Raw genomic sequence first — 13,057 nt, 5'->3', positions numbered from 1 at the left:
CTCAACGAGGAGATCCTGCCGTGCGCCTTCCCATTCTCGATCCCAAGGATCTGACTGACGAACAGAAGCCGCTCTATGACGACATGCGAGCCGGCATCAAGGGCCATTTCAAGGGCTTTGTGAACATGCGCGACGACGGCGCGCTGCTCGGGCCCTGGAATCCCTGGATCCGCGAGCCGCGCTTCGGCAAGCCGGTGTGGGAGCTGGTCAAGGCGGTCGCGTCGAACCCGCTGCTGCCCGCGCCGGTGCGCGAGGTCGCGATCCTCGTCACCGGCTCGCATTTCCGGTCCGGTTACGAGCTCTATGCCCACGTTCTGGTCGCCGAGCAGCGCGGTCTCTCCGACGAGAAGCTGGCGACCATCGTCGCCGGGCAGCGACCGGTGGACCTCACCAGGCAGGAGGCTGTCGCCTATGACATGGCCTCGGCACTGGTCAGCGGTGGCGTGCTGCCGGAGCTGACCTATCGCGCGGCGGTGAAGGAGTTCGGCGAACACGGCGCGGCCGAGCTGTCCTATCTCGTCGGCGTCTACTGCATGGTCTCGGTCACGCTCAACACGTTCGACGTCCCGGTGCCGGATTAGCAGCGGCATCGTTTCGTTTGAGCATGATCCTTTTCCGGGACCATGCTCAATTGCGCACGGCGTAGAGCGGCGTTCGCAACGTCAGCTGATAGGACGGCTTCGGCGTCCACGCGATCAGCGCGGTGATGCCGAACAGTCGGTTGTCGTTGTCGTCCATGCGGTCAAGGTCGAGCCGCAGGATCGGCTGGGTGAAGGACTCCGCGATCGTCCGTCCCGCGAGCTGTGCGCCACCGAAGGACTGCATGCCGAGGCGCCCGGTGAACTTCCAGTTGCTCGGCCATTGGTAATAGCCGCCGGCATAGAGCACCGTGTTCGGCCGGATGCTGGCGAACGGGCTGGCAATGGTGGCGGTGGTGTATTGCACGCCGGCCAACCAGCCCCGCGTCTCGTCCTCGTCGAGCGCGTAGTCGAATTCCAGAATGTTGTTGAAGGAATTCACCATGCCCTGCTCGTTCGGCACCGACTGCGTCAGCGTCGATTGCAGCGTGATCGTCGGGATCTTGCCGCCATTCTGCTGGTAGAGGTCGGCTTGCACGCCGATGTTCCAGCTGGTGATGTCAAAGGACGACCAGCCGCCGCCGAGATCCGTCGTCGATCCGGATACGCCGCCATAGAGCGAGACACGGTCGGTGACGTCGACGGTCAGCGGCAGGTCAACGGCAATCGATTGTGCCGCCGGCAAGCCGTTCGGCAGCGTCGTGCCTCGTCGCGCCGCCAGGGCTTGGAACGCAGCCGACAGCGAGGTGGTGCCGAAGCCGAGCCCGAGCGTGCCTGCGGGGATCGTCGCGTAGCTGGTGCGGAGGTCGAGGTAGATGTTCGGAACAGTCGGCTTTGCCGGTGCGTCCTCCTCCGCCTCGGTGGCGAAGGCAGCGCTTGCTGAAACCGTCAGGCAGGCCAGCCCCAGCGCGACAGCGCGCAAAGCCGGACGATGCGATGGGCTGCGGTTTGACACGTGACAATCCGACGCGTGGGGCTTGGTTGCTGAGCCTCATGCTAGATGGAACGTGATCGTTCCCGTGGTCAAGCGTTATCCGCAAACGATGGACTGTATCGACGCGCGCGGCTACCCTGTCGTGACTGCACCGACACTCTCGCCTGCCGGAGTGCAGGCCGGACAACGGAGGACGACAGCCATGAACACGTCACGCCGCATCCTGCTCGCCGGAATGGCGGGGCTCGCCCTCGCTCCGACCGCCGTGGCGGCCGCGCCGGCGCCAGAGGTCGATGATGCGACGGTTGCCGAAGAACGCTTTGCGCGCATGATCGCCGCCGCGCATGCGCCCGACGTCACTTGCGCACGGCAGGCCGAGCGCTATGCGGATGCGCATTGGCCTGAATATCTCGTGGCAGCCAGAGCCGTTCTCGACGCAAGAGTGTGATTCTCACACTGACTTCTTCACCGCCCTCCGCACCTGCTCGCCGATCTGCGACAGCACGAGCTGCGCCTGCGGCAGGATCGCGCCCATCGCGTGAAAATTGTGGACCATGCCGTCGTGGCAGACATGCTCGACGACGACGCCCGCGGCGAGCAGCTTGCGGGCATAGGCATTGCCTTCGTCGCGCATCGGGTCGTACTCGGCGGTATGGATGATCGCGGTCGGCAGGCCCGCCAGCCGTGTCGCGCGCAACGGAGAGACGCGGGGGTCGGCGGCGTCGATGCCCTCGGGCAGATAGTCGGAAAGATCGGCTTCGATCGTGACGCGGTCGATCAGGTGGCCCTCGGCAAAGGCCTCGCGCGAGGGCGAGGTTTCCTCGAAATCCAGCACCGGGCAGATCAGGCATTGCGCGGCGATGGAGAGGCCGGCGGTCTGAGCCGCCTCCTGGCACACGACCGCAGCGAGCGTGGCGCCGGCGGAATCGCCGCCGATTACCAGGCGGTCCGCGTCGATGCCGAGCGATGCCGCCTCGCGCGCCACCCATTCGGTGGCGGCGATCGCGTCATCGACGGCGGCGGGGAATCTGTGCTCGGGCGCGAGCCGGTAGTCGACCGACACGAGGCGGCAGCCGGTGGCATGCGCCAGCGCGGCCGCGATGCGGTCGTGCGTGGCAATGCTGCCGGCGACGAGCCCGCCGCCGTGAAAGAACACGAATCCCGGTGCGAGCTCCTCGGCGCTCGCCGGCGTGTAGAGGCGATAGGGCAGTTCGCCGGCGCGGCCGGTCAGCATGCCGTCGGAGGTCGTCACATCCGGTGCCTCGGTACGCGCGAACTGCATCAGCTTTGCCAGCGATTGCCGCCGCGCTTCCACGCTGGGCCGGCTCCGCGCCTGCGGCGCAGCCGCAGCCATCATGGTCAACAAACGCTTGGCGAGCGGATCGAGCGGCATGGATCTCTCCTTTCTCCCACGAGGGGAGGGTAACTCACCAGGTCCCCGCAGGGAATCTTTTAGAAATTGGGGCAATAGTGCCCGGATACTTCCAAGGGGAGGCCGGTCATGGCCGAGATCAAGAAGCCCATCGACTATTCGCTGAGCTGGACCTTCTTCGAGGGCGAATGGCACGAGGGCAATGTGCCGATCATGGGCTCGCGCACGCATGCGGTCTGGCTCGGCTCGGTCGTGTTCGACGGCGCGCGCGCGTTCGAGGGTGTTGCGCCCGATCTCGACCGGCACGTCGCCCGTGTCAATCAATCGGCGATCAATTTTGGCCTGAAGCCGCTGCTCGATACCGGCGCCTGGCTTGCGCTCGCAACCGAAGGCATTGCCCGATTTGGGAGGGATGCCGAGCTCTATATCCGTCCGATGTATTGGGCGCAGAACGGGAGCGGCGGCGGCGTGCTGTTCGACCCCGAGACCACCAATTGGTGCCTGTGCATCTCCGAGGCGCCGATGCCAAAACCTGTCGGCAACGCGATCACGCTGTCGCCGTTCCGCAGGCCCACCGCCGAATGCGCGCCGGTCGAGGCCAAGGCGGCCTGCCTCTATCCGAACAATTCGCGCGCGCTCGCCGAGGCCGCCGCACGCGGCTTCAACAACGCGCTGATGCTCGACATGCTCGGCAACGTCGCCGAGTTCGGCAATTCGAACGTGTTCATGGCGAAGGACGGCGTGGTCTTCACGCCGGTGCCGAACGGCACTTTCCTGAACGGCATCACGCGCCAGCGTGTCATCAGCCTGCTTCGTGCCGACGGCGTCACCGTGGTCGAGAAGACGCTGCGCTATGCCGATTTCCTTGCCGCCGACGAGATCTTTTCATCCGGCAATTTCGCCAAGGTCGCGCCCGTGATCCGCATCGACGAGCGCGAGCTGAAGCCGGGCCCGTTCTACACGAGGGCGCGCAAGCTCTATTGGGATTTCGCGCATGCGGTGAAGCTGGCGGCTTGAGCTGGCTGTCGCGTGCTTACAAGCCGCTCCTCCGGAAACGGCTGAACTGAAACGCCTGCGTTGAATCCCACGGCGTGTGATGCGTCTCGTTGCGCGTCTCGACGAGCCCAAACTCGGGCCCGAGCTCCGCCGCAAGGCTCGCGCTGTCGTGTCGCTGTACCGGCAGGCCGCTGCATTTCTCAGGACCATCGGGCGCGAACGTGCCGATGATGACTTGTCCGCCGGGGGCAAGCGCTGATCGCAGGCGTTCGACGTAGGCCGCCCTGTCGCGCGGGTCGGTCAGGAAGTGAAACGCGGCGCGATCGTGCCAGACGTCGTAGGTCTTCGCCGGCTGCCACGTCGTGGCGTCGGCAACGATCCAGTCGACGATCGAACCGGCTCCGCCGATTCGCTTCTTCGCCGCATCGAGCGCGTTGGCAGAGAGATCCAGCACGGCGACGTCGCGATATCCGTCCTGCAGCAGCGCATCGACCAGCCGCGAGGCGCCGCCGCCGATATCGATGATGGCTGCGCCATGATCCGGATTGGCCGCGTGGATCATCTCGAGCGAGATTGTCGGGCTGTCCTGAAACCAGCTGACCTCGGCTTCGCCCTTGGTGGCGTAGACATGCTCCCAATGGGTGGCTCGGTCAGACATGGCTCGTCCTCCGGCTCGCCAGGGGCCGGTGCAATGAAGGACTACTCGTCCTTCTTCGACATCCGCTCGAGGCGTTCCTGCATCTCCTTCATCTGCTGGCGCAGATCATCGATATTGCTGTCCTTCGGCGCCTCGGTACTCGCATCGGGCTCCGGCTCGGAAGTGGTGGTCGGACGGGGCGCCGCGAACGGCTTGAACATCGAGAAGGTCTGCTGGAACAGCTCCATGTTGCGGCGGACTTGCTCCTCCAACGGAGCAAAAGGAGTGCCGGACAGCGTATTGGCGATCTGCTTGCGGAACTTCTCCTGCTCCTGCGTCAGCGTCGCAATCGACTGCTCCAGATATTTCGGCACCACCATCTGCATGCTGTCGCCATAGAAGCGGATGAGCTGGCGGAGGAAGGTGGTCGGCAGCAGGTTCTGGCCGGCCTTGTTCTCCTGCTCGAAGATGATCTGGGCGAGCACGGAGCGGGTGATGTCGTCGCCGGACTTGGCGTCATAGACCAGGAAATCTTCGCCATCCTTGACCATGGCGGCGAGGTCTTCCAGCGTCACGTAGGTACTCGTTCCGGTGTTATAGAGCCGGCGGTTCGCGTATTTCTTGATGGTGGTGGGTTGGTCTGATTTCGCCATGGGCTCTCACTTGCAAACGCGGAGAACGGGAACCTGCCGGGCAATGCCGCAGGGCGGGAAGAGTACGCAACGCAACAAAATAAGCATTTTCAACGGGCTCACGCTACCGTTTTGTGCGGCACGGTTAATTGCAGAGCAAAATCTTGCTTGCGAAAGCGCCAAGAACGCTATTTTGAATGCGCTGCGGCATGAATTCGGAGACCGTCCGATTGACATGCCTCAACGACGTTAACAGGATGCCATTCGAGACTGGCGAGCCCTTTTCCCCAGCCCCGCCTGCCCCCTTCAAACCCAGGAGATGCCCATGTCAGACGATGTCGTCATCGTCAGCGCCGCCCGCACCCCGGTCGGTAGCTTCAACGGAGCGTTCGCGACCCTTCCCGCCCACGATCTCGGCGCCATCGCCATCAAGGCCGCGCTGGAGCGTGGTGGCATCGAGCCCGGCCGGGTCTCCGAGGTCATCATGGGTCAGATCCTGACCGCCGCCCAGGGCCAGAACCCGGCCCGTCAGGCTTCGATCGCTGCCGGCATTCCGGTGGAGAGCCCGGCCTGGGGCGTGAACCAGCTTTGCGGCTCGGGCCTGCGCACGGTTGCGCTCGGCTATCAGGCGCTGCTCAATGGTGATTCCGAGATCGTGGTCGCAGGCGGCCAGGAATCCATGAGCATGGCCCCGCACGCCCAGCACCTGCGCGGTGGCGTCAAGATGGGCGGTCTCGAACTGGTCGACACCATGATCAAGGACGGCCTGTGGGATGCCTTCAACGGCTACCACATGGGCAACACCGCCGAGAACGTCGCACGGCAGTGGCAGATCACCCGCGCCCAGCAGGACGAATTCGCCGTTGCTTCGCAGCAGAAGGCGGAGGCCGCGCAGAAGGCCGGCAGGTTCAACGACGAGATCGTGCCCGTCACCATCAAGACCCGCAAGGGCGACGTCGTCGTCAGCGCCGACGAATATCCGCGTCATGGCGCCACCCTCGACGCGATGGCCAAGCTCAAGCCCGCCTTCGAGAAGGACGGCACGGTGACCGCGGGCTCGGCCTCCGGCATCAACGACGGCGCCGCCGCGGTGGTGCTGATGACCGCCAAGCAGGCGGCCAAGGAAGGCAAGAAGCCGATCGCGCGCATCGTGTCCTGGGCTCAGGCCGGTGTCGATCCGAAGATCATGGGCTCGGGCCCGATCCCGGCCTCGCGCGCCGCGCTGAAGAAGGCCGGCTGGAGCGTCGGCGATCTCGACCTGATCGAGGCCAACGAAGCCTTCGCGGCGCAGGCCTGCGCCGTCAACAAGGACCTCGGCTGGGACACGTCCAAGGTCAACGTCAACGGCGGCGCGATCGCGATCGGCCATCCGATCGGCGCATCCGGCGCACGCGTGCTGGTGACGCTGCTGCACGAAATGCAGAAGCGTGATTCGAAGAAGGGCCTTGCCACGCTGTGCATCGGCGGCGGCATGGGCATCGCCATGTGTGTGGCGCGCGACTGACGACGACCTTGCACGGAGCTGACGCGTGCGCCGCACACGTCAGCGCGTGCGTTGCACGCGACTAAAAAGGCAGCGGTTGCAAATCAAATATTCTTCGCAACCACGCAAGCCTCGACTAAAGAGAAACGCCCGGCTCACGCCGGGCGTTTTGTTCTTGATGTCCGTCAAACGTCCCGCATAATCCGCAGCTAAAAACAATCACGTCAGAAGCGTCCGAAGAGTCCAAGGGAAGGAATACGATATGGCACGTGTTGCACTGGTGACGGGTGGTACGCGGGGCATCGGAGCGGCAATCAGCAAGGCGCTGAAGGCGGCCGGCTACAAGGTCGCGGCGAACTATGCCGGCAACGATGCGGCGGCGGAGAAGTTCAAGGCCGAGACCGGCATCGCGACCTACAAATGGGACGTCAGCAGCTTCGATGCCTGCGCGGCGGGCGTGAAGAAGGTCGAAGCCGATCTCGGGCCGATCGAGGTGCTCGTCAACAATGCCGGCATTACCCGCGATACCGCCTTCCACAAGATGACGCTCGAGCAGTGGACCGCCGTCATCAACACCAATCTGGGCTCGCTGTTCAACATGACGCGCCAGGTCATCGAGGGCATGCGCACGCGCAAGTTCGGCCGCATCATCTCGATCTCGTCGATCAACGGCCAGAAGGGGCAGTTCGGTCAGGTCAACTATTCCGCCGCGAAGGCCGGCGACATCGGCTTCACCAAGGCGCTCGCGCTCGAGAACGCCAAGGGCGGCATCACCGTCAATGCGATCTGCCCGGGCTACATCAACACCGAAATGGTGCAGGCGGTGCCGAAGGACGTCTTGGAGAAGAACGTGATCCCGCAGATCCCGGCCAGCCGGCTCGGCGAGCCCGAAGAGATCGCGCGCGCGGTGGTGTTCCTCGCGGCCGACGAGGCCGGCTTCATCACCGGCTCGACCCTGACCGTCAACGGCGGCCAGTACATGGTGTGATGCGATCGCATCACGCGGGCTGATATTGTCCACATCGTCATGCGCGGGCTTGTCCCGGGCATTCGGCCATGCACTGTCATTCCGGGGCGCCGCGACAGCGGTGAACCCGGAATCTCGAGATTCCGGGTCTGACGCTACGCGTCATCCCGGAATGACGAGGCCTTCCAAAATGACTCCCCGCACCGCGACGCTGATCGGATTGACCGCGATCCTGATGTGGTCGCTGCTGTCGGTGATGACGGTGGCGACCGGAAGGATCCCGGCGTTCCAGCTCGCCGCGATGACCTTCGCGATCGGCGGTGTCGTCGGGCTGCTCACCTGGATCGGGCGGAGCGAGGCGGCGAAAAGCCTGCGCCAGCCGCTCGTCGTCTGGGTCGTCGGCGTCGGTGGCTTGTTCGGCTATCATGCGCTGTACTTTCTCGCGCTGCGCTTCGCGCCGCCGGCCGAAGCCGGCCTTCTGAATTACCTGTGGCCGCTGCTGATCGTGCTGTTCTCGTCATTCCTGCCCGGCGAGCGGCTGGCCGCGCATCATATCATCGGCGCAGTGCTTGGCCTCGTCGGCACCGTGCTGCTGTTCGCCGGCAACACCTTCGGCTTCGCGCCGGGCGCGGTGCCGGGATTGATCGCGGCCTTCATCGCCGCTTTCGTCTGGGCGGCCTATTCGGTGCTGTCGCGCCGGCTGAAGGCGGTGCCGACCGACGCGGTCGCGGGCTTCTGCCTCGCCACGGCCGTACTGGCCGCGCTGATGCATGGTCTGCTTGAAACCACGGTCTGGCCGGAGACCACGGTGCAATGGCTCTCGGTCATCGCACTCGGCATCGGCCCCGTCGGCGCCGCCTTCTACGCCTGGGACATCGGCATGAAGCGCGGCGACATCCGCGTGCTCGGCGCCGCCTCCTACGCGACGCCGCTGCTCTCGACCGGCTTCCTCATCGCCGCCGGCTATGCCAAGGCCAGCGCCAACATCGCCATCGCCGCGATCCTGATCGCCGGCGGCGGCCTGATCGCGGCGAAGGACATGGTGCTGCGGAAGAGGTGAGCTACGGCTCCCAGCCCTTCGGCGCGAGCTCGAAGCCTGCGAACTCGAACGCTGGCGCCACGGTGCAGCCGACCAGCGTCCACTCGCCCGTGGTTTCTGCCATCTGCCAGGCATTCGCAGGCACGATACCCTGCGGACGCTCGCCGCCGATGAGGTCGCTGCCCAGCCGCACCTCATGCTGCGAGCAGCCTTCATGGGCGATGCGCAAGATCAAAGGGTGGCCGGCGTAGTAATGCCAAGTCTCGACCGCATCGACGCGGTGCCAGTGCGAGCGTTCGCCGCGTGCGAGCAGGAAATAGATCAGCGTCGAGCGCGAACGTCCGTTGGCGTCCGTGGCCAGATCACGAAACGTTTCCCGGTAGTGCCCACCTTCGGGATGCGGTCGGAGTTCGAGGCGCGCGATGATCTCGGCTGCGGTCGGCATCGATTCCCGTCAGGACTTGTTCTTCAGGACTTGTTCTTGCGCTCGCGCAGTTCGCCGAACACCGCGGCGGCATCCGCGCCCTTCATGTGTAGCCTGGCTGCGACCTCGGGCGCATCAGCCCGCAGGAACACGTTTGCTCGCTTCTCGTCACCAAGCAGTGAGGGAATCGTGGGCTTGTTCTCGGCCCGCAGCTTCGTCACTTCGGCGGCGCGCGCCTGGAGCGCCGCATTGTCCGGCTCGATGGTGAGCGCGAATTTGACGTTGGACGCCGTGTATTCGTGGCCGCAATAGAGCTTGAAGTCGTCGGGTAGCGCCCGCAGCTTCAGAAGCGAATCCCACATCATCGGGTAGGTGCCCTCGAAGACGCGGCCGCAGCCGATCGAGAACAGCGTGTCGGCGGCGAAGACCGTCTTCTCGGTGTCGAACACGTAGGAGATGTGGTCGAGCGTGTGGCCGGGCGTCTCCACGACGCGCGCCAGCAAATTGCCGATCTTTACCACGTCGGCGTTGGCGACGCGCAGGTCGACATTCGCGATCTTCGTCGTCTTGTCGTGCGGCGCCACGACGCGGCAATCGTACTTCTGCTTGAGTTCGGCAACCCCGCCGACATGATCGCCATGATGATGGGTGATCAGGATGTCGGTGAGCTGCCAGCCCTCGCGCTCCAGGGCCTCGAGGATGGGGCCGGCCTCCGGCGCGTCGATCGACGCGGTCGCCTTGGTTTCCACGTCGTGGATCAGATAACCGAAATTGTCGTTTAAACAGGTGAAAGTACGAATTTCGGCGGCCATGTCATCTCCATCGGGCTCAGCCCCGCCAGACAAATATGGCGTTAACGTTGCGCAGGCAATGCAATATTCCGCGCGCAGGGGCGGCCTTGCGCATGTTACATTGCCGTCATGACCATCGACGTCGTCGACCTCCGCGAGTTCTATTCCCGCCGCCTCGGGATCGTGGCGCGGCAAATGATCAATCGCGGCATCAGGGAGCGCTGGCCAAGCGCCGAGGGCCAGCGCGTCCTCGGCATCGGCTATCCCACGCCCTATCTGGGATTGTTCCGCGAGGACGCCGAGCGCTGCATCGCCTTCATGCCGGCGGCCCAGGGCGTCCTGAAATGGCCGACGGGACGACCGGCGCTGGCCTCGCTGGTCGACGAATTCTCGCTGCCGCTTCCTGACGCCGCGGTCGACCGCATCCTCCTGGTCCACGCGCTGGAGATGTCGGACGATCCGGCCGCGCTGCTGCGCGAGGTGTGGCGCGTGCTGTCGCCGTCCGGGCGCGTGATCGCTGTGATCCCGAACCGGCGCGGGGTGTGGACCCGCACCGACAGTACGCCCTTCGGTCACGGCCGGCCTTATTCGCGCTCGCAGATCACCGAGCTGCTGCGCCAGACCTGGTTCACGCCAACCGCCTGGGGCGAAGCGCTGTTCATGCCGCCTTATGCCGGAGGCTGGGTGCTGAAATCGGCGCAGATGTGGGAGCGCGCCGGCGCAGCGTTGTCGCTGCCCTTTGCCGGCGTCCATATCGTGGAGGCGACCAAGCAGGTCTACCGCGCGATCCCCGCCAAGCGCGAGCGCGCGCGGCTGATTCCCTCGCTCGCGAAGCCGGTGCTGGTGCCGTCCCAGACGACGGTGACGCGCTAAAGCGCGATGCGATTAGGATGAATCGCCAACGCGCTTTAGCTGTTGTTCAAGCATGATCCTTTCGGAAAACCGCTGCGCACTTTTCCGGATCATGCTTTGGGCTCATCGCCCCCTACCGGGAGAGGTAGTCCGTGCCCCAAGCGCTGATCGCTTCAGTCAGGCACAAACAAATCGTCCCGGCGAGGCCGGGACGAGTCAGGTCTGAAATCAGAAGTGGCTACTCGCCGGGGGCGACCTCGTCGCTGGACGCGACTGGGGCGGCCTCGCGCTCGGGGCGCGGGCCATGCGGCCGGCGCCGCCGCCGCGGATAGCGCTCGCCGCCACCGGCACCCTCAAACCCGCCCTGGCCGCCATTCGCGGCGACATTCACTTGCGGCTGCGCGCCGGTGATGAAGGAGGGCAGGCGATCGACGCTGCCGGCATCGGCGATGACGGGCTGCGGCTGGTTGGCGGGCTGCGGCTGATATTGCGGCTGCGCACGATGATCGCGTTCGCGGTGCTCGCGCGGCTGCTGGTTGTCGCGCTGATAGGGCTGCTGGCCGTCGCGCTGCTGATGATCACGCGGGTGGTGGTCGCGCTGGCCATCGCGGTCGCGCATGAAGGGCTGCTGCGGAGGCTGCGGGACGAAACCCGGCTCCTGGCCGAAGGCCGAGAAATTCTCGCCGTCATCCTCGCCGTCGTCGCTGCTGCTGATGGGCTCATCGCCGCGCGGCTGCTGGCTCTGGCGGAACTGCTCCTGGGCCGCAGCGATCAGGCGGAAATAATGCTCGGCATGCTGGTAGTAGTTCTCGGCTGCAACGGGGTCGCCGGAGGAGCGCGCATCACGCGCAAGCTGGAGATACTTTTCAGCGATGTGCGAAGCGGTGCCGCGAATCTTGATGTCGGGTCCGTTGGACTCGTAGACCCGGGTCATCGGGTTCTGGCCGCGCCGGTTGTTGTTATTGTTGTTGCGGTTGCGCATCCGCTGCTTGTTCTGACCGTTTCTCATGTCCTGCCTTCGATTCCAGCCCTAAAGGTTGCACGCATTACTGATTGCTAGGAGTGACCTGGGGACAGCGGCTCACATCTCTCGCGCGCACCGCGCGCAAGCCGGATCGAGCCCTGCCAATGTTCGTCGACCGTCGCGTTCAACAAAGACGCGTTCCCCACCCGCCAGCATTCATTGCCAGCGAACCCATTCATTTCGCTTGCCGAAACAAGCCCAGCTTTCTTGCGTAAGTCTTCAAGCGCAATATCAGGCTTTCGTTCACTTGCGGTCGGAGAGCAGCGCAGCTCCACTGGCCATCGCGCTCAACAGGACCTGCGGCTTGGAACCTTTAAATCAGTAATGCTCTCGCCCGAGAGCCCGGCTTTCGCCCGTACGTGTACGGGGCCGGCACCGATGTGTTGGACGGAACGTAGTCGTTCCCAGGCGATATTCCAAGAGGTTTTTGCAGCCCAATCGGCTTTTATGGAGGCATTTTTCGGGCCGAAACGGCCCGGGGAATGCCCGCCAGGTCAGCCTTGGGCGGCCGGTCCAGTGATAACGCGGCGCCCCTCATCAAGGTTTCAATATTTTGCGCCTGGCCCTGTCCGGCCTCGACGATCAGCGCTCCGCCGGGCGCGAGCCTTTCGGCCGCCTGGGGGATCAGCGCGCGGTAGGCGTCATATCCGTCATTGCCGCCGTCGAGCGCCAGATGCGGATCGTGCCCGCGCACCTCGATGCTCAATTTCGGAATCTCGCCCGAGGGAATATAGGGCGGGTTCGAGACGATGAGATCGAACGGGCCGCGGAGCGCCGCGGCGTAGGAGCAGGCGACGAAGGCGGCGCGGTCGGCGAGGCCGAGCGCGACGGCATTGTCCCTGGCGGTTCTGAGCGCGTTCTGGCTGAGATCGGTGCCGACGCCAGAAGCGTCCGGAATTTCGTGCAGCAGCGCGAGCAGGATCGCGCCGGAGCCGGTGCCGATGTCGGCGATACGCGGCCGATGAGATGCCTGCCGCTTGCGAAAAATCTCGAGTGCAAGCTCGACCACGGTCTCGGTATCGGGGCGCGGGACCAGGGTTGCTTCCGACAAGCGGAATGGCAGGCCCCAGAATTCGCGTGTCCCGAGGATGCGCGCCACCGGCTCGCCGGCGATGCGGCGCTGAGCATGTTGCGCCAGCCGTGATGCTTCGGCCGCGGTCAGAGGACGGGCAGCCTGCGTGACCAGGCCGGTGAGGTCGAGGCCGAGCACCGCACCGATCAGGATGCGGGCGTCGAGCTCGGCTTCGTCGAGCTGTGCCGATCTCAATAGCGCAGCGAGCGTGCGCCGCGCGCCCTCGATGGATTGCCCGGTGAAGGGGTTGCTCACG

At 65.0% G+C, this 13,057-nt stretch carries 15 protein-coding genes; 7 read left to right on the top strand and 8 right to left on the bottom strand.

Annotated features, from left to right (window positions below; all coding sequences use genetic code 11):
* The first annotated feature begins 20 nt into the window (after nt 1-20).
* The gene (locus ABIA42_RS31510; RefSeq protein ID WP_271531202.1) at nt 21-581 is read left to right on the top strand and encodes a carboxymuconolactone decarboxylase family protein; all 561 of its coding nucleotides are present in this window, start codon (nt 21-23) and stop codon (nt 579-581) included.
* Nucleotides 582-627: 46 nt separating this feature from the next.
* Here the strand turns inward: ABIA42_RS31510 and ABIA42_RS31505 are convergent, their stop codons facing one another.
* Nucleotides 628-1,500, bottom strand: a complete 873-nt coding sequence (locus tag ABIA42_RS31505) for a hypothetical protein (protein WP_370123831.1) — start codon at nt 1,498-1,500, stop codon at nt 628-630.
* A 214-nt stretch (nt 1,501-1,714) separates the two neighbouring features.
* Between ABIA42_RS31505 and ABIA42_RS31500 the strand changes: the two genes are divergently transcribed.
* Nucleotides 1,715-1,960, top strand: a complete 246-nt coding sequence (locus tag ABIA42_RS31500; RefSeq protein ID WP_370117834.1) for a hypothetical protein — start codon at nt 1,715-1,717, stop codon at nt 1,958-1,960.
* 3 nt (nt 1,961-1,963) lie between these two features.
* On the opposite strand, the gene ABIA42_RS31495 is transcribed toward ABIA42_RS31500, so the two are convergent.
* On the bottom strand, nt 1,964-2,905 hold the full coding sequence (locus tag ABIA42_RS31495) for an alpha/beta hydrolase (RefSeq protein WP_370117837.1): 942 nt from the start codon (nt 2,903-2,905) through the stop codon (nt 1,964-1,966).
* Between the two features lie 108 nt (nt 2,906-3,013).
* Here ABIA42_RS31495 and ABIA42_RS31490 point away from each other — a divergent pair, with 108 nt between their 5' ends.
* Complete coding sequence (locus ABIA42_RS31490; protein WP_370117840.1) at nt 3,014-3,901, top strand: branched-chain amino acid aminotransferase; 888 nt, start codon at nt 3,014-3,016, stop codon at nt 3,899-3,901.
* A gap of 16 nt (nt 3,902-3,917) precedes the next feature.
* On the opposite strand, the gene ABIA42_RS31485 is transcribed toward ABIA42_RS31490, so the two are convergent.
* Nucleotides 3,918-4,538: a trans-aconitate 2-methyltransferase gene (locus ABIA42_RS31485; RefSeq protein ID WP_370117843.1), complete on the bottom strand. Its 621-nt coding sequence runs from the start codon at nt 4,536-4,538 to the stop codon at nt 3,918-3,920.
* 41 nt (nt 4,539-4,579) lie between these two features.
* The gene (gene phaR, locus ABIA42_RS31480; RefSeq protein ID WP_271531208.1) at nt 4,580-5,170 is read right to left on the bottom strand and encodes a polyhydroxyalkanoate synthesis repressor PhaR; all 591 of its coding nucleotides are present in this window, start codon (nt 5,168-5,170) and stop codon (nt 4,580-4,582) included.
* A gap of 304 nt (nt 5,171-5,474) precedes the next feature.
* Here phaR and ABIA42_RS31475 point away from each other — a divergent pair, with 304 nt between their 5' ends.
* The 3 genes from ABIA42_RS31475 (at nt 5,475) to ABIA42_RS31465 (ending at nt 8,659) form a co-directional block, all read left to right on the top strand.
* Nucleotides 5,475-6,653, top strand: a complete 1,179-nt coding sequence (locus ABIA42_RS31475) for an acetyl-CoA C-acetyltransferase (RefSeq protein WP_370117847.1) — start codon at nt 5,475-5,477, stop codon at nt 6,651-6,653.
* Nucleotides 6,654-6,894: 241 nt separating this feature from the next.
* Complete coding sequence (gene phbB / locus ABIA42_RS31470; protein ID WP_271531210.1) at nt 6,895-7,620, top strand: acetoacetyl-CoA reductase; 726 nt, start codon at nt 6,895-6,897, stop codon at nt 7,618-7,620.
* Between the two features lie 169 nt (nt 7,621-7,789).
* Nucleotides 7,790-8,659 (top strand): DMT family transporter, encoded by an 870-nt coding sequence (locus tag ABIA42_RS31465; RefSeq protein ID WP_370117850.1) that lies wholly within the window; start codon nt 7,790-7,792, stop codon nt 8,657-8,659.
* Between the two features lies 1 nt (nt 8,660).
* Here ABIA42_RS31465 and ABIA42_RS31460 read toward each other — a convergent pair whose 3' ends face one another.
* Nucleotides 8,661-9,083: a cupin domain-containing protein gene (locus ABIA42_RS31460; protein ID WP_271531212.1), complete on the bottom strand. Its 423-nt coding sequence runs from the start codon at nt 9,081-9,083 to the stop codon at nt 8,661-8,663.
* A 23-nt stretch (nt 9,084-9,106) separates the two neighbouring features.
* Nucleotides 9,107-9,874 carry a hydroxyacylglutathione hydrolase gene (gene gloB / locus ABIA42_RS31455; protein WP_271531213.1) on the bottom strand — a complete coding sequence of 256 codons (768 nt, stop codon included), beginning with the start codon at nt 9,872-9,874 and terminating at the stop codon, nt 9,107-9,109.
* 108 nt (nt 9,875-9,982) lie between these two features.
* On the opposite strand from gloB, the gene ABIA42_RS31450 reads away from it, so the two are divergent.
* Complete coding sequence (locus tag ABIA42_RS31450) at nt 9,983-10,726, top strand: methyltransferase domain-containing protein (RefSeq protein WP_271531214.1); 744 nt, start codon at nt 9,983-9,985, stop codon at nt 10,724-10,726.
* Between the two features lie 217 nt (nt 10,727-10,943).
* Here ABIA42_RS31450 and ABIA42_RS31445 read toward each other — a convergent pair whose 3' ends face one another.
* On the bottom strand, nt 10,944-11,714 hold the full coding sequence (locus tag ABIA42_RS31445) for a DUF4167 domain-containing protein (RefSeq protein ID WP_370117856.1): 771 nt from the start codon (nt 11,712-11,714) through the stop codon (nt 10,944-10,946).
* 460 nt (nt 11,715-12,174) lie between these two features.
* Complete coding sequence (gene prmC, locus ABIA42_RS31440) at nt 12,175-13,056, bottom strand: peptide chain release factor N(5)-glutamine methyltransferase (protein ID WP_370117859.1); 882 nt, start codon at nt 13,054-13,056, stop codon at nt 12,175-12,177.
* Nucleotide 13,057: the final 1 nt, after the last annotated feature.

It is taken from the genome of Bradyrhizobium sp. USDA 327, assembly GCF_041262065.1.
Classification (GTDB): domain Bacteria; phylum Pseudomonadota; class Alphaproteobacteria; order Rhizobiales; family Xanthobacteraceae; genus Bradyrhizobium; species Bradyrhizobium liaoningense.
The sequence above is the reverse complement of the archived record's forward strand: the minus strand, read 5'-3'. Positions and strand labels throughout refer to the sequence as shown.